The organism is Pseudomonas sp. S150 (assembly GCF_004526365.1).
GTDB lineage: Bacteria > Pseudomonadota > Gammaproteobacteria > Pseudomonadales > Pseudomonadaceae > Aquipseudomonas > Aquipseudomonas putida_A.
The window spans coordinates 4,659,425-4,680,030 of the sequence record NZ_CP038207.1 but is presented as its reverse complement, the minus strand read 5'-3'; the positions used below and the strand labels follow the sequence as shown (position 1 = coordinate 4,680,030).

At 56.6% G+C, this 20,606-nt stretch carries 19 protein-coding genes and 3 pseudogenes; 13 read left to right on the top strand and 9 right to left on the bottom strand.

The annotated features are described in order from the left end of the window. Positions 1 to 913: 913 nt before the first annotated feature. Positions 914 to 1,151: pseudogene (locus tag E3Z29_RS29725) on the top strand (tyrosine-type recombinase/integrase); the annotation flags it as partial. 181 nt (positions 1,152 to 1,332) lie between these two features. Here the strand turns inward: E3Z29_RS29725 and E3Z29_RS21580 are convergent. Next, positions 1,333 to 2,592: an IS256 family transposase gene (locus E3Z29_RS21580; RefSeq protein WP_134785609.1), complete on the bottom strand. Its 1,260-nt coding sequence runs from the start codon at positions 2,590 to 2,592 to the stop codon at positions 1,333 to 1,335. A 198-nt stretch (positions 2,593 to 2,790) separates the two neighbouring features. Here E3Z29_RS21580 and E3Z29_RS21575 point away from each other — a divergent pair, with 198 nt between their 5' ends. Then, positions 2,791 to 3,132: a hypothetical protein gene (locus tag E3Z29_RS21575; protein ID WP_097088609.1), complete on the top strand. Its 342-nt coding sequence runs from the start codon at positions 2,791 to 2,793 to the stop codon at positions 3,130 to 3,132. A gap of 216 nt (positions 3,133 to 3,348) precedes the next feature. Here the strand turns inward: E3Z29_RS21575 and E3Z29_RS21570 are convergent, their stop codons facing one another. Continuing rightward, positions 3,349 to 3,687, bottom strand: a complete 339-nt coding sequence (locus E3Z29_RS21570) for a hypothetical protein (protein WP_134786889.1) — start codon at positions 3,685 to 3,687, stop codon at positions 3,349 to 3,351. A 455-nt stretch (positions 3,688 to 4,142) separates the two neighbouring features. Continuing rightward, the gene (locus tag E3Z29_RS21565; protein ID WP_097088610.1) at positions 4,143 to 5,033 is read right to left on the bottom strand and encodes a hypothetical protein; all 891 of its coding nucleotides are present in this window, start codon (positions 5,031 to 5,033) and stop codon (positions 4,143 to 4,145) included. Positions 5,034 to 5,753: 720 nt separating this feature from the next. Here E3Z29_RS21565 and E3Z29_RS21560 point away from each other — a divergent pair. The 4 genes and pseudogenes from E3Z29_RS21560 (at position 5,754) to E3Z29_RS21550 (ending at position 9,414) form a co-directional block, all read left to right on the top strand. Next, on the top strand, positions 5,754 to 6,116 hold the full coding sequence (locus tag E3Z29_RS21560) for a DUF6124 family protein (protein ID WP_134786888.1): 363 nt from the start codon (positions 5,754 to 5,756) through the stop codon (positions 6,114 to 6,116). Between the two features lie 447 nt (positions 6,117 to 6,563). After that, positions 6,564 to 7,592 (top strand): annotated as a pseudogene (locus tag E3Z29_RS29980) (methyl-accepting chemotaxis protein); the annotation flags it as partial. A gap of 33 nt (positions 7,593 to 7,625) precedes the next feature. Then, positions 7,626 to 8,498 carry a methyl-accepting chemotaxis protein gene (locus E3Z29_RS29975; RefSeq protein ID WP_372241226.1) on the top strand — a complete coding sequence of 291 codons (873 nt, stop codon included), beginning with the start codon at positions 7,626 to 7,628 and terminating at the stop codon, positions 8,496 to 8,498. Positions 8,499 to 8,634: 136 nt separating this feature from the next. Next, positions 8,635 to 9,414: an EAL domain-containing protein gene (locus E3Z29_RS21550; RefSeq protein ID WP_134786886.1), complete on the top strand. Its 780-nt coding sequence runs from the start codon at positions 8,635 to 8,637 to the stop codon at positions 9,412 to 9,414. A gap of 59 nt (positions 9,415 to 9,473) precedes the next feature. On the opposite strand, the gene E3Z29_RS21545 is transcribed toward E3Z29_RS21550, so the two are convergent. From E3Z29_RS21545 to E3Z29_RS21535, 3 genes and pseudogenes are all read right to left on the bottom strand, one after another. Further along, the gene (locus E3Z29_RS21545) at positions 9,474 to 10,889 is read right to left on the bottom strand and encodes an amino acid permease (protein WP_027611499.1); all 1,416 of its coding nucleotides are present in this window, start codon (positions 10,887 to 10,889) and stop codon (positions 9,474 to 9,476) included. Between the two features lie 145 nt (positions 10,890 to 11,034). Then, positions 11,035 to 12,087: an ornithine cyclodeaminase gene (locus tag E3Z29_RS21540; protein ID WP_134786885.1), complete on the bottom strand. Its 1,053-nt coding sequence runs from the start codon at positions 12,085 to 12,087 to the stop codon at positions 11,035 to 11,037. A gap of 49 nt (positions 12,088 to 12,136) precedes the next feature. Beyond that, positions 12,137 to 13,173 (bottom strand): annotated as a pseudogene (locus tag E3Z29_RS21535) (histone deacetylase family protein). Positions 13,174 to 13,292: 119 nt separating this feature from the next. On the opposite strand from E3Z29_RS21535, the gene E3Z29_RS21530 reads away from it, so the two are divergent. Beyond that, entirely contained in the window at positions 13,293 to 13,793 is a 501-nt protein-coding gene (locus E3Z29_RS21530) for an Lrp/AsnC family transcriptional regulator (protein ID WP_045122550.1), read from the top strand. A 180-nt stretch (positions 13,794 to 13,973) separates the two neighbouring features. Continuing rightward, the gene (locus tag E3Z29_RS21525) at positions 13,974 to 14,189 is read left to right on the top strand and encodes a hypothetical protein (protein ID WP_098968434.1); all 216 of its coding nucleotides are present in this window, start codon (positions 13,974 to 13,976) and stop codon (positions 14,187 to 14,189) included. Positions 14,190 to 14,327: 138 nt separating this feature from the next. Here the strand turns inward: E3Z29_RS21525 and E3Z29_RS21520 are convergent, their stop codons facing one another. Together E3Z29_RS21520 and E3Z29_RS21515 are read right to left on the bottom strand one after the other, a co-directional pair. Then, positions 14,328 to 15,113, bottom strand: coding sequence for a transporter substrate-binding domain-containing protein (locus E3Z29_RS21520; protein ID WP_098964678.1), 786 nt, complete (start codon positions 15,111 to 15,113; stop codon positions 14,328 to 14,330). A 76-nt stretch (positions 15,114 to 15,189) separates the two neighbouring features. Beyond that, positions 15,190 to 15,660 carry a hypothetical protein gene (locus E3Z29_RS21515; protein ID WP_098964677.1) on the bottom strand — a complete coding sequence of 157 codons (471 nt, stop codon included), beginning with the start codon at positions 15,658 to 15,660 and terminating at the stop codon, positions 15,190 to 15,192. 165 nt (positions 15,661 to 15,825) lie between these two features. On the opposite strand from E3Z29_RS21515, the gene E3Z29_RS21510 reads away from it, so the two are divergent. The 5 genes from E3Z29_RS21510 to E3Z29_RS21490 all read left to right on the top strand — a co-directional run bounded on the left by E3Z29_RS21510 (position 15,826) and on the right by E3Z29_RS21490 (position 20,182). Next, the gene (locus tag E3Z29_RS21510) at positions 15,826 to 16,491 is read left to right on the top strand and encodes a ribonuclease T2 (protein ID WP_027611510.1); all 666 of its coding nucleotides are present in this window, start codon (positions 15,826 to 15,828) and stop codon (positions 16,489 to 16,491) included. 135 nt (positions 16,492 to 16,626) lie between these two features. After that, a complete protein-coding gene (locus E3Z29_RS21505) occupies positions 16,627 to 17,124 on the top strand; it encodes a PAAR domain-containing protein (RefSeq protein WP_098964676.1) in 498 nt (165 codons plus the stop codon). A 3-nt stretch (positions 17,125 to 17,127) separates the two neighbouring features. Beyond that, positions 17,128 to 17,856: an alpha/beta hydrolase gene (locus E3Z29_RS21500; protein ID WP_134786884.1), complete on the top strand. Its 729-nt coding sequence runs from the start codon at positions 17,128 to 17,130 to the stop codon at positions 17,854 to 17,856. Continuing rightward, a complete protein-coding gene (locus tag E3Z29_RS21495; protein WP_097088632.1) occupies positions 17,853 to 18,377 on the top strand; it encodes a hypothetical protein in 525 nt (174 codons plus the stop codon). The genes E3Z29_RS21500 and E3Z29_RS21495 overlap by 4 nt, the downstream gene beginning before the upstream one ends. Before the next feature lie 236 nt (positions 18,378 to 18,613). After that, a complete protein-coding gene (locus E3Z29_RS21490) occupies positions 18,614 to 20,182 on the top strand; it encodes a sensor domain-containing diguanylate cyclase (RefSeq protein WP_134786883.1) in 1,569 nt (522 codons plus the stop codon). Between the two features lie 92 nt (positions 20,183 to 20,274). Here the strand turns inward: E3Z29_RS21490 and E3Z29_RS29495 are convergent, their stop codons facing one another. Further along, complete coding sequence (locus tag E3Z29_RS29495) at positions 20,275 to 20,574, bottom strand: hypothetical protein (RefSeq protein ID WP_096796939.1); 300 nt, start codon at positions 20,572 to 20,574, stop codon at positions 20,275 to 20,277. Positions 20,575 to 20,606: the final 32 nt, after the last annotated feature.

Below are 20,606 nucleotides of genomic sequence, written 5' to 3'. Positions count from 1 at the left end.
ATCATCTGGGACAAAAAGCCTGCGAATCCCTGCGAGGGTTGGGTCAATTAATGTGTCGCGGCAGTCGGTCGCCAGGTATGGGTCAACGCTTGGGGTCGATTTTCAGGAACACATTCGGAAAAAAGTAATGTGGTAATCCGGGCATCGGTACGCTGCTGAAAGCCCCGAATTCATTGACTTTGCTGGATTACATCAGAAGGTAATTTGAAGTAATGAAAAAGGTAATGTTGTCGTAAATGGTTGATTTATATGGAATGCAGGAAAAAGAAAATTACTTCCTTGAAAGGTAATTACCTTACCTATTCATTACTTGAAAATTACCTTGTGCCAATCCTTTGCAGACCACTGAAATCAAGGCTCTCAGTCGAATAAAACGTTTGGCTTACCAAAATTACCTTTCTCCGATGTCTTTCCCGAAAATCTGACATCGCCTGTGCGGCGGTGCTGCGCTTCGCCTCGCTCGTACTCATGCAGATGGCGCAGACACACTCTCGCCCAGGTGCTTCGCGCTCGCGCAGGAAAGCTTGTAGGGAGTGCTGTGGATTGGATCGACAGGCACGCGCGCCAACGAGGAATATTGGCGTGCCGCGTGATGAGCAGAAGAAGGGTGGTACGAAAGTGGTACGAGGATTTCTTGATGGCGCTGAAGGCCTCGTGTGGAGAGGCCTACAGAATCAGCTGATCCAATCCATCATCGGGGCGACGGAGAAGCGGCGGGAGAGTGGGGCGGGTGTGGCGGAGATAGGGGACATTGGCGGTTCTGGATTGGGTGGGGCTGGGAGGTGGGGGAGTTTATCAGGAATGGGGGGAGAGGACGGGGTTTGTGGCTAGTAGAGGTCTGTGCTTGAAAAATTGGCCGGACATTGGGAATGATAGTAAATATTTCTGACCCCTTTTCTCTCTGGAAAAGGAAAAGGAGATATTTCTCTACAGTGGTAAGTCAGTGTCTGCATCCTTAACCTGGGCCTGCTCCCTCTTGGGAATCGAAGATCTGCATTTTCATGATCTGCGGCACGAAGGGGTAAGTCGTCGGTTGTTCGAAGATGGAGTGGGACATCCCGAGGGTGTGGAGCGTATCAGGGGATCGAGATTGGAATTCGCTCCGTCGGTACACGCATTTGCGGAGCCGATTAGATCGATATAACGAGTAGGTTTGATTAAAAACGGTTGTCTAAAAATTATGGGTATGCAAAATAATATGCCCTTTCATTCTTGGATTATTACTTTTCAAGAAGTGCGACCAAAATTTTTTCATCGCAACAGGGCAAACGGAGAGTGTCAGATTTTTTGTGTGCGGGCCGGTAATGGCCTGCCGTCAGGCAGGCCTTCATTTCACCAGTTCGGCCTGATGAATCGGTCTCCATATAAAACCGCAAACTGATTCATGGCGCTTTTCCAGTCATGGGCGGCGCTGCCCCAGTTGGCGGTGATGTTTTTCAGCGCCAGCCAGATCAGTTTTGTCGCCGCCTCATCGGTTGGAAAGTGGCCTCTTGTCTTGATGATCTTGCGTAACTGCGAATTGATGCTTTCGATCGCGTTGGTGGTGTAGATCACTTTGCGTATCGCGGGTGGGAACACGAAAAATGGGATAACCCGCTCCCAGGCGCGTCTCCAAGCCGCCGCTATCGTCGGATACTGCTTGCCCCACGGCCCCGCTTCGAAGGCGTCCAGAGCCTGTTCGGCGACATCGGCATTGAGAGCTTGATAAATCGGCTTAAGGGCCTTGGCCAGTTCACGGCGCTTGTCCCACGCCGCGTAATCAAGGCTGTTGCGGATCAAATGGACGATGCATGTCTGCAGCGTTGTCTCTGGAAACACCGCACTCAAAGCCTCCGGCATACCTTTGAGCCCGTCAGTTACCGCGATCAGCACGTCTTCGACGCCCCGGGTTTTGAGGTCATTGAAGACCTTCATCCAGAACTTGGCACCTTCAGTGTTCTCGATCCAGATCCCCAAAATATCTCGGGTCCCATCCGGCAGCACGCCCAGAGCCAAGTAGATGGCCTTATTGCGAACCACGCCTTCGTCACGGATCTTGACCCGCAGAGCATCGAAGAAAATGACCGGATACATGGGCTCAAGCGGGCGTTGCTGCCAGGTACTGACTTCCTCCAGAACCGCATCGGTGACGGAGCTGATGAAGTCATGAGAGACATCTGTGCCGTACTGTTCCGAGAGGAAAGCACGAATCTCGCGAACGCTCATGCCACGGGCATACATGGCGATGATTTTGTCGTCGAAACCCGTGAAACGGCGCTCGTGCTTGGGGATCAGGATCGGGGCGAAACTGCCGTCGCGGTCTCTGGGAATATCCAGACGCAACGGGCCGTCTTCGGTCAGCACGGTCTTGCTGCTTCTGCCATTACGCTGATTACTCGAATCCTCAGGGCGCTCCGCGCCCTGAGGATAACCAAGGTGGTGCCCCATCTCGGCGCCAAGGGCTCGCTCGATCAGCGCTTTCTTAAACGCCATCGCGGCATCCTGAATAGCGTCGGCACTCATCGGGCCGCTGACGAACTGGTCGATCAGCTCTTGGGGAATGGAAGGAAGGTCACGCTGGGCCTCTCGGGCCGGTCTCTTTTTGGTCGGCATACATGCACCTCTGCGACATGTTATGCCCGAACACAAAATTTATGACACTCCCGGCAAACGTCCTGAAATTTTGGTTAAAAAGCGGCAAATTGACTGAGGAAAATCCCTCAAGTGTCGATAAAAAATGACGCGTTTAATTAGGTGCACCCGCCTGTCAACGGAAGATAGATCAGCGAAAATAGTCAACAGGAGTCGTCAATGTCAGTTCAAACCTACACGTGTGGTCATTGCCACTTTCAATTCAATCGAGGGGTGACCACCTGCCAAGGTTGCCTTGGGACAGTTGTTTGGGGGGCTACCCCGAAAGAGAAACATGAAGCGGGGCTGTTCGGAGCTATCGTCGGCGCTGGTGTAGGTGGCGTGTTGATGTTTGGTCTACCTGCAGCACTCAACAAGTACCTCAGCATGGATGTAGCGATGGGCTTTGGCCTGGGTTTGGGAGCGCTCGCCGTTATCGCGGTGTTAGCGGGCATTGGGTACGTCAAAGGATCCCTCAGTGCCGAGAAACAACATCGTGGCGAGTGCAGAACATTTCGTTAACTCGATAAAATTTGATCAGGGCGCGAAGTAATTCCAAGAAGATCTCTAAGAAACTGTACGCAGATAAACCCCATCGCTCTCACGAGCGTTGGGTTTTTTTGGGGGGGCAATAAACCCGCTCGCGTTGCGGGGTGCTGAAGGACTAGATGCACGCATTAACAGGTCTGCCAAGCGCCTATCCCTTTCGCGCAGCGAGAGTCAAGCCGTAAGATATAGTTAAGAAGCGTAATTGTCGCGCTTTAGCGAAAGTGGAGTGGCGCGGATCAGTTCCAGCCCCTTCTGAGTTAAAACAACGTCCCGGGGGTAGTATTCGTTCAGATGGCCATTGAGATATTGTTCTTTAATCAAAAAACTCACACACTCGGCCGCAAAAACGTGTTGCTCATAATGCGCCGTATGCCCATAACCGTCTAAACCTGTCTCGGACAGGGCTGGCCCGGCGACCAAACCTAAAGCCTCAAAGTCGAGACTTAACGGCGCTGGAAAATGCTCAGCCAAAGCTGAAAAAACTCTAGTTACTACACGATCAAATTCAGTGGCATTTGTCAGTTCCATTGGAAACACCCATTGGACAGTGAAGGGAATCAGAAGTGTAGGCCATGGCTTCGCATAATGTGCCTCATCGTTAACTCCGGCGCCAGCGCTGGGCGATTTTCCGGAACCAACTTGTCTCGCTGGTCGCGAGTACCATAACGTTTTTGGCATCATGCGCAGCGTCACGTGCGAGCTTGAGGGCATGAGGTGATCAAATAGAGACCAAGCACGCTCCTCAAAATTTTCTCAGCACCGTTCTTCTGAATCCTAGCGAACCTAAAAAGGTGATGGATTTATATTAGAAGCTTCTATCCACCAAGCTCAGCATTGGCTCTCGCGCACTACGGAAAAGTGATCGATAAGGTTCTGGCGGTAACTAAATCCATTTCCTTTTTAGTCTGTTTTTATAGCCCCCTCGTTATCAACTGCTGTAACCAATAACGAGGGGGAATAAATGGTCGGAAGTCGACTCAGGGTTACCGAGCTTTCAAATCGTCAATCATCATCATGAGTGGACCTGATGAAGCACCCAAATTGATCATCTTGGCTAAGTTTTCTGGTGTAAAAAAACGATTGCCTGCATGAATGACTTCGCGAGCGCGTTCAAGATGTTTTGGCACCTCGCCTACCCACTTTGCCTCCCGTTGCAGCTGGCGGGGCTTTAGCGATTCCAGTTCCTCGGGCTTGACCTTGCTCAGCTCGCGCATGGGCTGAATAAGATTTGTGACAACCATGTCCTTAATTCGAGCTTTGAAAAAGGAGAGGCCGTCGAGAGTGGTCACGTAGACGGGCTTGGTTGGCCAACCAAGCCCGTCACCTTCGTAGCGATTCGACGTTTCGAAGTGAGCCTCTGCCTCTGCTTTGGTCATTGGGACTTCTTTCTCAATCACGTTCTCATCTCGGTCAGCGCGCAGTCGAAGTTTCTGAAAGACTTCGGTGCCAACTGTGCCCATCAGTCGAGTTTTGAGTGACGAGAGATCCTTGTAGGCCATGTCGAGGGCTTCGATCTCGACGAGCATTTCCGACATGGTTTCCAGCATCGAGCGTATCGCAGTTATTCGTTGCCTTCTCGCAATTGCTTGGTCAACGCGCTTACGTTCCCTGGTGAACGAAACACCAAAATGGGTCTTGCCGCAATTTCCACCGATACCTGTTTCTTTTCCGTCGCTCGTACTGATCAGGTAGCCGGCCATGTGTGGTTGATGGCAGTGGGCGATGCCGCAAATGGTCTTTTCTAAGAAGCGGTAGGGCGCAATCACAGATCCAAACCGGCGTGAAGCATGCGGGTGAAATGCCAGTGACGCCTCGTAGGCGGGACGAGCTCTCAGATCCTGGATTGAGTCGATTACAACAAGTGTGTCGTTCAAATAGCAGTCCCTCGCGTTAATAGTGGCAAATTGGTTTCATTTGACTATAGAACTTGATCGACATGGTGGCACTAGAATTTCGTCACAAGGACAGTATGCCTGTGAACAACAGTGCCTTTGATTGGAGCGGAATTCGGATGCTTAAAATTTGCTTCAGGTCAGGCACAAAATGTGCGCTTAGGAGGAGGGGTTGTACGAATCTGGTACAAAGGAAATAAAAGCCTTTGTTTACGGGAGGTTTTGAGTAAGTGGCTCCAACCCATACTGGAGCGACGTACAGCGCTTGAAAAAGGACCGCATTGCTCTTTGCACTGGTGACTGTATCGAGATCGATTAGCGTGCTCTTAGAGCCTTAGCGAACTGAAAAATCGCGTCTGTTTAAATGAAGCCTATTGTTGCAGTCCCGCTCCTACACCACCTTGCGCCTCCCCCTACACCTAAGACAGAATCCCCCGGCTTGTGCGTCTAGCTCGCGGGTTCTATCGTCCCTTCGTCACTGCAAACCAGTGATCGGGTTTGGTAGCCCGCTTCCGTCAGAAGCACAAGACTACTGTCTTGCGAGGGCGTTTCTCGTCTTCGTTTTATGGTGGTCATGCGCGGGGCGTCTTCGGATGCGCCGGGGTTCCTGACGACCGGTCTACCAACCTGCGTATGGCCTCCACCCTTCGTTTGGTAGCGAGAGTGATGGCTCCTTTTCGTTTATCCGTCAGGAGTTACACCATGTTCAAAGCAACACCGAATCCCCCAGAAACCAACCCCGCATCCCCCTACGAATCCCTCGATTCCCGCAAACTCCACGAAGCCGCCGAGCGCGCCCTCGATCACTACCTCACCCCGGCCAGCCAGATCATGGCCAGCGGTGATCAATCCAGACCGATGTTCCTCGCCAACCCGGCCTACGACACCGAATCCCTGCTCGCCAACGCCAGTGAATCCTTGGGTTCCGCCACGACCATGCTCAACGATTTCGCCGCGTTGCTGGATGTCTCGCACCGCAAGACGCTGCTGGGCATTGCGCAGGTGGTGATGTTGGGGGAGTTGGCGGTGAATCAGGCGTTGGATAACGTCGAGCTCAAGGCGTAGATCGCTGCCCTCCGTGGCGAGCGGCGAGCTTGTGATCGCGGAGGGCGTTCAGTCGATGCGCAAAACAACCGCCCAAAATGGCGGTTTTCAGCCTGTTTTCGCAGCAATAGCGATGTGTCACAAAAAATGATGGCAATGCGTCATCACGCGCTCAAAAAAGTTCAACGATTATACAAAAATATAAAGTTGTACAACTTTTCCCAAAATTTATAGCATCCGTTCCAACACCTTTGCTGAAACGATAAATCCAGCGTCAGTCCTGGATTTGTCCGCTGGTGCGTGGGCCGTTGGTACGGCTTTTCGCGTCAGGTTGTTGCAGCCGGGTCAGTGGAAGCTGCCCGTATTTCGCCCAGGACGACGACCCCGAATATGAGCGGTAACTCCGGTTATCAGAGATCTACTTTTTGTGCCTGACGCTGAATCGCGTCAGGGCGTTAGAGGCTGAACATGGCAGAAGCATCGAATTTCCTGGGTAACATCAAGGTTTCCCGAAAGTTGGGGGCCGGGTTTGGCGTTCTTTTGCTGGCGGTGGGGGCGGTGGCCTTCATTGGCTATAGCAGCAGCAATGTGCTGGTGGATCGCCTGGACACCACGCGTCTGATCGGCACTCTCAACGATGCGACGCAGGACATGCGGCTGTCGGAGAAGCAGTACGAAGCGGCGGCGGATGTCGCTTATGCCGAGGCTTATCAGTCGCAGTTGAATGTGTTGCAAGGGCTGATCGCCAAGGCGTTGCAGACCCTGACGCGGGCGGAAAACCAGCAAGCCTTGAAGCGTTTGCAGGACACCACGCTGGCTTACGATCAGCAGGTCAAGCGTTTGGTCGAGGCGGACAAGGCGACCAGCGATGCGCTGAAACCGTTGGGAGCGATGTCGGACAAGTACGCCGAGACCTTCAACAGCATGTTCGAGAGCACCACGGCCAGCGCGTTGGCGTCTGCCGACAGTGCGCGGGTGGCGGATTTGCGCACGGTGGCGGATCTGCGCAATGGCATGACGATGTTTCGGCTGATGTTGCGGCGTTATATCGCGGTGCCGAGCGAGGCCAACAAGCAGGTGCTGCTGGACACCACCGATGCGTTTCTGGCCGACATGAGCAAGGCGCGCAGCGGGTTGCCGGCGGCCCTGTCGAGTCAACTTGAGGAGGCGCAGGCCGGGATGCGCCGTTATCGCGAGGTGCTGGTGCAGGTCGCCGCGCTGTTCGAGCAGAAGCAGAGCCTGCGTCAGCAGGTGGATCAGCAGAGCCAGGCGATGGACAGCATCATGACCGGCCTGATGGACACTCAGCAGCGTCTGGCGCGGGACGATCAACAGCGTGCGTTTATCCAGATTGCCGTGCTGACGGTGCTGGCGCTGGTGGTCGGTCTGTTTGCTTCGGTGCTGATCTCGCGGCAGATCACCGGGCCGCTGGCGTTGACGGTGGAGCTGGCGCGACGGATTGCCAAGGGCGATCTGACGGTGCAAGCCAAATCCAGCCGCAAGGATGAGTTGGGCGATCTGCAAAACGCGATGCAGGACATGGCGCAAAGTCTGAACACGCTGGTGCAGGGGATCGGTAATGGCGTGACGCATATTTCGACATCGGCGGAGAAGCTCTCGGCGATGAGCGAGCAGACCAGCGCCGGTGTGCGTCAGCAGAAAGTTGAGGTGGATCAGGTCGCCACGGCGATGCACGAAATGGCCTCGACGGTGCAGGAGGTCGCACGCAACACCACGGACGCATCCGCCGCCGCGACACTGGCCGATCAGCAGGCGCGTCACGGCAGTGCGGTGGTCAAGCAGGCGACTGTGCAGATCAGCGAACTGTCGGTGGCGATCGAAGACTTGGGCGCAGCGATGAACGTGCTGTCCCAGGACAGTGAGCAGATCGGCAAGGTCATCGAAGTCATCAAGGCAGTCGCCGAGCAGACCAATTTGCTGGCGCTGAACGCGGCGATTGAAGCGGCGCGTGCGGGTGAGCAGGGGCGTGGTTTTGCCGTGGTTGCCGATGAAGTGCGCTCGCTGGCACAGCGCACCCAAGATTCGACCAAGGAAATCGAAGCGCTGATTGTCACTCTGCAGCAGGGCACGCAAGCGGCATCTACGCTGATGACATCCAGCCGCGAGCGCACGCTGGACACCGTGGTGCTGGCGCAGAAGGCCGAGCAGGCGATCACCGAGATCAACCATTCGATCGGCACGATCCAGCAAATGAGCCTGCAGATTTCCGCCGCCGCCGAGCAGCAAAGTGCGGTGGCCGATGAGATCAATCGCAGCATCGTCAGTGTGCGCGATGTGGCCGATCAGTCGGCCGTCGCCAGCGAAGAAAGCGCTGCCGCGACCATTGAGCTGGCATCGCTGGGGCAGGACCTGCAACGCATGACGGCGCATTTCCGCACCTGATGGCATTTCGCAATGAACTTGGCCGGAATTGACCGGTCAGCCTGTATAAGCGGGGGCCGCCAAGCGGCGCCACCCGGTCCGTGCAGTGATTTTTTTCTGGGCCATGGATGGTTGCAACCCGCTCTCAGGGGGCGTCATGACCAATACACCAATTTTCCCCCAGCCCAGCGGGGGGTGCCAAGGATGCCGGCAAAAAGGCGAGGCCGATATGGCGTTCTCCTTTGCTTTCCAGCCGATTGTGGATGTGCGTGATCAATCGACCTTCGCCCACGAGGCATTGGTCCGGGGCGTGCAGGGCGAGGGTGCGCTGTCGGTGCTGCAGCAGGTCGATGACCAGAACCGCTATCGCTTCGATCAACTGTGCCGCGTGCGGGCAATCTCCACGGCTGCGCAGTTGGGGCTCACCGGGTTTCTCTCGATCAATTTCCTGCCCAACGCGGTGTATCGCCCGGACATGTGCATTCGCAGCACGCTGGAGGCGGCCCGCGCACATGCGTTCCCGCTCGATCGGCTGATCTTCGAAGCGGTCGAGGGCGAGCACGTTGAAAGCAACAAGCACTTGATGAACATCCTGCGCGAGTATCGCGAGTTTGGTTTCAAGACGGCCATTGATGACTTCGGTGCGGGGTATTCCGGGCTGAATCTGCTGGCGGACTTTCAGCCGGATCTGATCAAACTGGACATGGCGCTGATTCGCGATATCCATCGCGACCGCGTACGCCAGGCGATTGTGCGTGGCGTGGTGGGCATGTGTGCCGAGTTGGGCGTCGAGGTGATTGCCGAGGGCATCGAGCACCCCGAGGAGCGGGATTTTCTCGCCGATTGCGGGATTTATCTGATGCAGGGTTTCTGGTTCGCCAAACCGGCGTTTGAGGCGATGGCGCAGATTCCGGTGGAGGCGTGGCAGCCGATTTGACGGCGGCTGGTCTTTGAGCCTGAGCCATCACGTTGAGGTGACGGCTCAGGCGTGCAGATTCAGCCAAACTGGCTCGCCGACTCAACTGCCGATTTCGTCTGCCTTGAGCGGGTCAACTGGTAAGCAATCGCCAACCAAACGAACCAACCCGGCATGACCATCAAGGCGATCCGCGTGTCAGGTCGCAATGCCAGCAGACACAGCACAAAGCCTAGAAATGCCAGGGAAAACCAGGCCATCGGTACGCCGCCGGGCATCTTGTAAGCCGACTTCGCATGCAGGTCCGGGCGTTTTTTGCGATAGGCAATGTAAGACGCGAGGATGGTCGACCAGGTGAAAATCACCAGAATCGCCGACACGGTGGAGACGATGGTGAAGGCGGTCATCACTTCCGGAACGATGAACAGCACCAGCACCCCAATCAGCATCAGCAGTGTGGTGAACGCCAGACTCAGCAGCGGCACGCTGTTACCTGACAGTCGCCGGAAGATGCCCGGAGCGTTTTGCTGGTTGGCCAGGCCGAACAGCATGCGGCTCGATGAAAACACGCCACTGTTGGCCGATGATGCCGCCGATGTCAGGACCACGAAGTTGACGATACCGGCGGCCGCGGGAAACCCAGCCACGAGAAACAGTTCGACAAAGGGGCTCTTGACCGGAGACACCTGCTGCCACGAGGTCACGGCAATAATGCAGGTCAGTGCCAGCACGTAGAACAGGATGATCCGCAGCGGAATCGAGTTGATGGCCTTGGGTAAAGTCCTCTCTGGAGATCGGGTTTCAGCGGCGGCGGTGCCGATCAACTCGGTGCCGGCGAAGGAGAAAATTGCCATCTGAAATCCGGCGAAGAAGCCGAACAAGCCGTTAGGGAAGGCCGCCTGTTTATCCACCAGGTGACTCAGGGATGCGGTGACGCCACTCGGGGACACGAAGGACGTGGCAATCAGCACGGTGCTGACGCCGATCAAGGTCACGACAGCAATGATTTTTATGATCGCGAACCAGAATTCCACCTCACCGAACAGCCTGACCGTCAGCACATTCAGCGCAAACAACGTCGCCAGCATGCCGACGGCGGGTATCCACGCCGGTACCTCGGGGAACCAGTACTGGAAGAATCCACCGACCACGACGGCATCGCCGATCACCGCCACGCTCCAGCTCAACCAATACGACCAGCCGAGAAAAAATGCCGCGCGCGGGCCGAGGTAGGCGCCGGCAAAGTCGGCAAAGGTTTTGAAGTTCAGGTTGGACAGGAGCATTTCGCCCATGGCGCGCATGACGAAAAAAACGAACAGGCCGATGATCATGTAGATGAGGATGATCGACGTCCCGGAGAGGGCGATGATCTTCCCGGAGCCCATGAACAGGCCCGTACCGATGGCACCGCCCATGGCCATTAATTGGATGTGACGATTGCTGAGCGTGCGCTGCAGCGCGGGCTGTTCAAGCAGCCCGGAAGGATTCGATTTCATCGCAAAACCTCTTGATTTTATGTTTTTGAGTTTTGGCAGAAAGTAGGTGTCGAGCGTTCTTGTTAGAGAGACAGCGGCTAATCACAGCGATGCCTGGAGAGTGAATGGCCCCCTCGCAAAATCGCGTGGGGGCGGTCCTTACTGATTAACTGGCGGTGCGCAGACGTGAGGCTGTTGCCGGTTGCGGCTCCAGCAACTGGAAGAGATTTTTGATGTTGGCCGGCGTCGGTACCAGGTGGATGCGCTGGCCGATTTGCTGTTGCTGAGCCAGGTCGTTGAGGTAGCGCAGTGACGAAAAATCTTCCAGAGCAAAGCCCACCGAATCAAAGACCGTCACCTGCGTATCGCTCTCGCGGCCGGGCACTTCGCCCTGCACAATCCGGAAAAACTCGACCACTGGAGAGTCGGCCTCCAATTGCTGAATGTCGCCTTCAATGCGTGTTTGCGGCTCGAATTCGACGATGACCCGGGCGTTGCGCAGGATGTCGGCGTGCAGTTCGGTTTTACCCGGGCAGTCGCCGCCGACCGCATTGATATGCATGCCGGGTTCGATCATTTCGGGCGTGAGAATCGTTGCGTAGGCTTTGTCGGCGGTGACTGTGGTGACGATATGCGCACCCTTGACCGCGTCCTTTACCGAGTCGGCCAGAATCACTTCGATCTGCGGAAACGCCGCCAGGTTGTGCTTCAACTTGAGCGAAGCGTCGCGATCAATATCGAAGATGCGGATTTCGCTGATGCCCAACATTTCATGAAAGGCGAGCGCCTGAAACTCACTCTGCGCACCGTTACCGATGATCGCCATCGAGGTCGCACCCGGGCGAGCCAGCGACTGCGCAACCAGTGCCGAGGTGGCAGCGGTGCGCACGGCGGTGGTCAATGTCAGTTCGCTGAGCAGGGTCGGATAGCCACTCTGCACATCGGCCAGCAGCCCGAAAGCCATGACGGTCAGCAAGTTGCGCTGACCATTGTCCGGATGGCCGTTGACGTATTTGAACGAGTACTGCTGGCCATCGTCGGTGGGCATCAGCTCGATCACGCCGTCTGCCGAGTGGTTGGCCGTGCGCGGCGATTTATCAAATTGTGCCCAGCGTGCGTAGTCCGCTTCGATGTAGCTCGCCATGTCGCGGATGGCCCGGCGGATGCCGACCTGGGTGAACAGGCGTGCAGCATCATCGACATCAATAAAAAGCGTCATGTTGTTGTTCTCCGATTCAGTCATTCAAAGGCCGCAGAGCGGGGATGGTTCAGCTGCGTTTACTCTCGAAACCATGCAGCACGTTCACCGCATTGATGCCGATTTCATCGACCATGTAGCCGCCCTCCATCACGAACAGGGTGTGGGGCTACCGACACTGGCGATCAGCGTTCCGATGCCGATGAAGTCCTCGCTTTCCAGCAGGAAGTGGCTGATGGGGTCGTCCTTGAACGTGTCGACACCGAGGGAAATCACCAGCACCTCAGGTGAGAACTGCTGGAGTTTTTTGCAGGCGTGGAGCAGGGCGTTGCGGTAGCTCTCCCACGTGGTGTTTTTCGGCAGCGGGTAGTTGAGGTTGTAACCCTCGCCGACACCCGCGCCGACTTCGTGGCTGTAACCTGAAAAGTACGGGTAGGACACCGCAGGTTCACCATGCAGCGACACGAACATGACGTCGCTGCGCTGGTAGAAAATGTTCTGGGTGCCGTTGCCGTGGTGGAAGTCGACGTCGAGCACCGCGACACGCTTGGCGCCTTGGGTGATGGCCTGTTGCGCGGCAATCGCGGCGTTATTGAGGTAGCAATAACCGCCCATGTATTCGCGCGCAGCGTGATGGCCGGGCGGGCGGCACAGGGCAAAGGCGCTGTCGTGGCCTTCATCGATCAGTGCGAGTCCGGTGAGGGCGATATCCGCGCTGGTTTTCACCGCTTGCCAGGTCGTGGCGGTGATGGGCGAACCGGCATCCATGGCATAGAAGCCGAGCTTGCCGTCGATGAACGTCGGCACTTGCTCGTTGGCCAGATCGCGTACCGGCCAGATCAGGGGCAAGGCATCGTGCGTGCGTCCGGTTGCGCACCATTCGGTCCAGGCACTTTCCAGAAAGCTGACGTAGCGCTCACTGTGCGCGTTGACGTAGCACGAGCGGTCAAACGCACGCGGTTCGACGATTTGCCCCAGGCCGACCTGTTTGACGCGGTTGTGCACGGTATCGGCCCGACTCGGTTGTTCGAATGACGGCTTGAGCACGCCGTCCTTCAATTCGGTGCCATGGTGCAAACGGTGGGAATCACTGAAAACTGTAAACATTCTGCGCATCCGTTAATGTGAGCCAGTGCAAATATTCTGTTCCGGCTGACCTGCGCTTTCTTTGCTTTGTTTTCTTGATTAAGTAGATTAATCGGGCGTTCTTACTCAGGATTGGCGTCATGCAGAAAAAATCATCCAAACGCATCAGTCTCGACGAGACCGACCTGGCGATTCTTGAGTTGTTGCAGGAAGACGCCAGTATTTCCAACGCTGAACTCAGTGAGCGGCTGTCGTTGAGCCTTACGCCTTGCTGGCGGCGGCGCAAAAGAATGGAGGAGGCCGGGGTGATCAAGGGCTATCAGGCCAACCTTGATCGGCGAATGCTCGGGCTGGACATCATGGCGTTCGTGCACATCCGTTTTTCCACCCACGCCGATCACGCGCCGGACGCCTTCGAGTCGGTGATTGCGCAACTGCCCCAGGTGCTGTCCTGTCACAAGATCACCGGCGATGCCGATTATGTGTTGCAGGTGCTGGCCGAGGATCTGGATAGCTACAGCGATTTCATCGAGCAGGTGCTCAGGCGCCAAGTCGGGATTGCGTCCATCCAGTCCAGCCTGGCGTTGCGTGAGGTCAAGACCAGTAGCCGTATTGCGATACCCAGACCGGGAAGGGATTGAGCGGGCCGGGGGAGTTTTTCCAATGGGGTGACAGAGTCTTTTGCGGCGTTGTCGGCAGACCAGCCGATTGCCGCAGCCCTGGATTCTGAACCCGCGCTGTCGATCAGCAAAATTTCATCTTGCCGGGCGCGACTTAGGCCTACGATGCTTGCACAAGATCATCCCAAGGGGAGCCGTATGATGCGCACCAATGTCGTCAAAGTGCTGTTGATCGCTGCAGCTGTCTCGGTATTGAGTGCCTGTTCGGGCTCCGGTGGGCTGACCACCACCAGTTGTTTCTCCTCGGATTGCCAATCGCCGGAGGGTCGCACAAATGCAACGACCCTCAAATTCGGCGGTAACAGTATTGGTAGCAGCTTGAACCAGTACAGCTCCGGGATGTTGCACAACGATTGATAGAAATAGAACCTGAACCTGTGGCGAGGGGATTTATCCCCGATGGGTTGCGAAGCAACCCCCGCTTTTAAAACAGCGGACTGCTGCGCAGCCCAGCGGGAGCAAGCTCCCTCGCCACAAATGTTTGTGCCTGGAAGATTACTGCGGCAGCGCCAGCCACTCACCAATGACCTTCTGATAACTGCCAGTGACTTTGCTCAGATGCAGCCACTGATCAACGTACAGTTTCCAGCTGATGTCATCGCGCGGCAGCAGATAGGCTTTTTCCCCATACTGCATGTACTGGTGCGGATTCACCGCGCACAAACCCGGTTTGAGTTTCTGCTGATACAGCGCTTCCGAGGCGTCGGTGATCATCACGTCGGCCTTGTTATCGAGCAGTTGCTGGAAGATCGTCACGTTGTCGTGCAGGGCCAGTTGCGCCTTGGGCAGGAAGGCATGGACGAAGGCTTCGTTGGTGCCGCCGGCGGGTTCGACCAGCCGTACGTTGGGCTGGTTGATCTGCTCGACGGTCTGGTACTTGGACTGATCGGCGCAGCGCACCAGCGGGATCTTGCCGTCGCTGTCGAGGGTGTTGCTGAAGTAGGCTTTCTTCTGCCGCTCCAGCGTCACCGAAATGCCACCCATGCCGATGTCGCACTTGCCGGCCTGCATGTCCGGCATCAGGGTTTTCCAGGTGGTTTGCACCCACTCGACTTTCACGCCGAGGCTGTCGGCCAGCGAGCGCGCCATGGCGATGTCGATACCCTCGAAGTCGCCGTCGCTGCGTTTGAAGGTGTAGGGCTTGTAGTCGCCAGTGGTGCAGACGCGCAACTGGCCTTGTTGCTGGATGGTGTCGAGGTGCGAAGGTTGCTCGGCGGCCTGAGCGCTTAAATTCAGCGCGAGCAATGAACCGAGCAAGAGCAGTTTTTTATTGATGGGCATGTCTGTCGGGCTTCAAAGGGATCGGAGCGAGAAGTTAACCACGTTCTAGGCGCTGATCCCTATGGTCAGTTCGCTGTCAGAGGCCGAGCCCTTCCTGCACCACCTGCAACAGATTGTTCTCGGTCAGCGCAATCGCATCCAGTTCTTGCCCGGTTTCCACCGTTTGCAGCCACCAATGGCTTTCGTGATGTTCATCGACGGTGCGCAACAGATAGGTGTTGCGCTCGGGCAGGGTGATCTGCACGCGGCCGGCGCCGTCTTCGGTAAACCGGGCGATGGGATCAAATGTCAGGGTTTGTTGATTGGCTTCGATCACCAGTTGGTCGATCGCGTAATCGTGACTTTCGCCATCCGGTGAGCTTTCGCAAACGTGGGTTGGATTGCGGCGGATTTTCAGGCCCACTTCAGTGACTGGCTGCAGCCAGGCCTCGATGCGGTGGTACAGATCGTAGACCTGCGCCGGCCAGCAATCGATCTCCAGCGCGGCATCCGCATGGGTGTGCCGGGTTTGCTTGAGTTTGGCGGCGAGTTCGTCTGCTTTACTCATTTCGGATCCCTTGGTTTGATGTCTGCCTGTTAATCGTAGACCGTTCAACGGGGTGTGGCGTTGCCTTGCGTCATGCGCTTGCAACACAAGCATGGCGAAATCAGCGCTGGCCAAGTCTGGTCAGCATCAAAAACCACGGACGCAGGCGTCCCAAGGAGCGGGTACATGAAAAAGCTGTTTACAATTCTGGCGCTGATCGCGCTGACGGCCGGTAGCATCGGCCTGAGTTCGGCGCGTCAGTCGAACGCCAGCAAGGTACAAACGGAAGCGGTAGCGGGGCAGTTCGATTACTACCTGCTGACGCTGTCCTGGTCGCCAACGTTCTGCCTCACCCACAAAGATGACGTGCAATGCTCCGGCAAGGGCTACGGCTTCGTGCTGCACGGCTTGTGGCCGCAATACGCCAACGGCGGCTGGCCGGAATCCTGCCCACCGCTGACCACGTTGTCGGCCGCGGAAACCACCAAGGGCCTGACACTGTTCCCGACCAAGAAACTGCTTGACCACGAATGGTCCAAGCACGGCACCTGCAGCGGCCTGGGCGCGATGGGTTATCTGGACGAAGCGGACAAAGCAGTTGGCGCGGTGAAAATCCCGCAGGAGCTGCAACCGTTCAGCAGCTCGTATTACTTCGAAGCCCAGGAAATCGCCGACCTGTTCCGCAAGGCCAACCCGGGGATCCCGGCCAATGGCATCGCGGTGATCTGCAGCGGCCCGGAGCTTTCGGAAGTGCGGGTGTGCATGGGCAAGGATCTGCAGTTCGGCGCGTGCGGCAAGGGCGTGAAGACGCAGTGCCGGGCGGGGGATATTCGGGTGCCGCCGTCGCGTTGATGTGAGTGGTTGCACGAATGAAAAAGGCGCCTCGATCGGGCGCCTTTTTTTGCCTGGAGGTTTGAAGCAACCGGAAAATTCACGCATGCTTGCGCCCCCAAAAAGGATGACCCGCAACACTGCAAGGAGCTGTTCATGAGCGGAAAACCCGCCGCCCGCGTCACCGATCCAACCGCCTGCCCACTCCCGGGACATGGCACCAATCCGATTGCCAGTGGCTCGCCGAATGTGAATTTCGACGGATTGGCGGCTGCCCGAATGACCGATAAATCAGCGTGCGGCAGCCCGATTACTGGCGGCGTTTCCTCGACGGTGTTTATCAATGGCTTAAACGCCGCGACCCTGGACAGCACCGGTGGGCACGGCAATGTGGTCATTGGCGGGTCGGGCACGGTCATCATTGGTGACACGGTAACAGCGGCACCTTTCAGTGGATTGCTGCCGATGCCGGTGCATTTCACGGACAAATTGAAACTGGTCAATGACGTGACCGGTGAGCCCATGACCAATCATCCCTACGTGATCCAGCGCGCAGACGGGCGTCTGGAGCACGGGGTGTCTGACGCTAACGGGTTCACCCACGAAGTTAGCTCGCACCTGCCTGAAACCATCAAGCTGTTTTTGGAGGAGTGAGGCATGGCCGCTGAAACAGTAACGTGCGCGAAAGGCAACAATTACAAGCTGCACAAGGAACATGCGCTGACGGACAAGAAGGATGTCAGTGACAAGCCTGTGCCGGTGGAGAGTACCAAGGCGATTGTTGTTTTCGTCGGAGGCGCTGGGGATAAGGAACGTTATTATTTTTCGGGGCCTTATGGAAACATCCAAGAGGCACGGAAGGACTTTGATGAGCGCACGACAAGCTTGGCAAAGGAGGGTAAATATAAGTCTGAGTGGCTGGGCTATAACGAAGTCAGAGGAAAACAGGATATTCAGCGACATGTCTTGAGTCTGATCCCCTACAAGAGCTGTCCTGTCTATATCGTGGGTCATAGCCTCGGTGGGTGGAACGGTGCGCATCTGACAAAGATCATGTCGGAATGGGGTTACCGGATTCAGATGCTGATTACCCTTGATCCCGTGGGTGAAGGGGCCCTGGTCTGGTTGGGGTCGGATATTTATCGCGAACGCCCCGATCCAATTGCTGCCGACTGGATCAACATCAAAGCGACGCCAACTAAAAGAGATTCGTCAGATGGGGTCGCTGATTTTGGTGAAAAGTGGCTTATCTCCTGTGGCCCTTCATTGAACGTCAATATAGACACTAATCATGCAAATGCATTGGGGTTGTTTACTGCCCGTATCGCGGGGAGCAAATCGGCAGCCGATATGCTTTTTGACTCAATCATGAAGGATTTTCCATGATGTACAGGGTGCTCATTTGTTGCTTGCTCGCTATTTGCTCAGGTTGTGCGAAAGACCACACAAAGCCTCCCGCAAACCTGAACTTCGAATCTGTGGAAAGAGAAAAGTCGCTGCTATACATCATCCGGTATCAGTCGGACGTTGATGTGTTGGATCTTTTTGATCGCGGGGAGCGAGTTGGGATGATTTCGGGCATGCTTCATTGCGCATTGGCGGATGATCATGATTTCTCAGTAGGCAAAGCCATACAGTTCTCCGCATCCGGTTTGATACGATCGGAAAAAAATGAAAACAACAAGGGAAAGTTTTCCTACCTTACTCGCGCATTCCTCAGTGAAACTTCCAGCAACCGAAGTTCTGAGAGAAATCTTTCAGTAACAGAACTGAATCAACTCCTCGCGAACAAACAACAAATCCCCTGCAAAGTCGTCGTCACCGCGTACGGCTATAAACCCTACTACTCAAACACCATGAACCTGCCAGTCGCGGATCTGCTGCGCGAAATCAACAAACCCCGATAGGCGTAATCGGTGCCCCACGCGATCGCCCTGCGCAGATACGCGAGGGCGATCACCCGCAAAACCACCACTGAAAATAAATCGACGTGCGGAGGTCATCCAAATCCCTTGCGCGCCGATACAGCGGGGCAGGCGTGTGTTGGCGGGGCGGGTTTGCTGTGCGCACCCCGCTGGGCTACGCTCATGAAAAGTAAGGGTTTCGGGCTGCGGCCCCTGTCGTACCTGCCCAGGACACGTTTTTGCCAATCCCCATTCACGACCCGCATCAGACTCCCGGCACGCTTAAACGCCTGCCGCTGCGCAAGGCGGCAGCGCTGTTCATCGTTGCGGTGTGCCTGTGCCTGTCCGGCTTGCTCTATCTGCAACTGGAGCAGACACGGCGTCAGGACCTGGCGAACGCGCAGATCGCGTCGACCAACCTGACCCGAGCCATGGCGCAGCAGGCCGAAGACACGTTTCTGGCCGCTGACCTGGTGCTCACCAGTCTCGCTGATTGGGTCGAGGACGATGGTTATGGCGCTGCGCAGCGACCTCGTCTGCAAAAAACCTTCGCGCGTCGGGTGCAGCAACTGGAGCAGTTGCACGGCATGTTCCTCTTCGATCGCGAGGGCCAGTGGGTGATCACCTCGTTCCCGGACCTGCCCCGTGGCAAGGGTGTGGCCGACCGCGAGTACTTCAGGTTTCACCAGCAAAACGCTTCTACCGTGGCGCACATCGGACCGGCGATTCGCAGCCGCGAGAATGGCCAGTGGATCATCCCGATCTCGAAACGCATCAACGACCGCGCCGGCAACTTCCAGGGCGTGCTGATGGCCGGGATCAAGATGGCGTACTTCGACCGGTTCTTCAAAAGCTTCAGCCTCGATGACAACGGCATCATGTTTCTCGGACTCAAGGACGGCACGCTGCTGGCGCGGCGACCGTTCGACGAAGGCCTGATCGGCTCGTCGCTGGCGCAAGGCAGGATCTACCAGAAGCTGCTGCCCGAAGCCCCGGCCGGCACTGCGATGATCAAGTCGGTGGTCGACGGCGTGGTGCGCTTGTACGGCTACCGCCAGTTGGCGGCTTATCCGCTGGTGGTAGCGTCCGCCTCTTCGCGCGACACGATTCTCAAGGGTTGGTATGAGCGGGCCTTTCAGTCCAGCGTGATTGTGGCGCTGGTGATTCTCGGCGTCGGCCTGTTCGGCTGGGTGTTCATTCATCAGGTGCGTGACGGCGAGCGAATCGAGAAAAACCTGCGCAAGGCACAGCGCACACTGGAGCAGATCGCTACCCACGACAGCTTGACGGGGCTGGCGAATCGGCGCCTGTTCGAGCAATCGCTGGAGATCGAATTTGCTCGCGGTGCACGGCAGTCGAGTCCAGTCGGCTTGATCATGCTCGATATCGATTTCTTCAAGCGCTACAACGATGCCTACGGGCACGTGGCAGGGGATCACTGCCTGACTCAGGTGGCGCAGGTGTTGAAGAATTGCTGCCAGCGCAAGGCTGATCTGGCGGTGCGTTACGGTGGCGAGGAGTTTGCGGTGTTGCTGCCGGACACCGACATAAATGGCGTACTGGCGATCGCCGGGCAGATTCGCCGCAGTGTGATGGATAAACGCATTACTCACAGCGGTTCGCCCACCGGATACCTGACGGTCAGTCTGGGTTGCTACTCATTTATTCCGAGCGGCAATGACAGCCTCGAAGTGTTTATCCAGCGTGCTGATGCGGCGCTGTATCAGGCAAAAAATGCCGGGCGCAATCGCGCGGCGGTGTTGTCGCTGGAGGAGGGGGTTGCCGAGTTGATGCGGTCGGATCGCTAAAGCCTCCGCGCTTGATCTGTGGCGCGGAATCAGATTCCAGCGCCACAGATTCATGCCTTCATGCCGGATCACCAGCGGTCACGCTTGTTCGTTCAGCTGCCTGTGCCACCACCGGCACCGCCAGTTCCGCCGCCGGCCGAACCAGTGCCGCCCCCCGCTCCCGATCCAGAACCCATGGTGCCACTGTTGGTGCCGGTACCCTTGCCGGCGCCATCGGTACTGTCACCGTTTTTCGGAGCGCCGGGGGTGCTGTTGGGTGGCATGTTGGTGCCGCTTGTAGCACCGGATTTGGTGCCGGAGGCATCCGCCCCGTCATTGGCGGCAAAGGCGCCGACCGAGGCGGTGGCCAGCAGCCCGGCGAGCAACAGGGAAGTCAGTTTGCGCGTTGTCATGGTACGTCTCCCAAAAAGGTTCGGTTACCTGA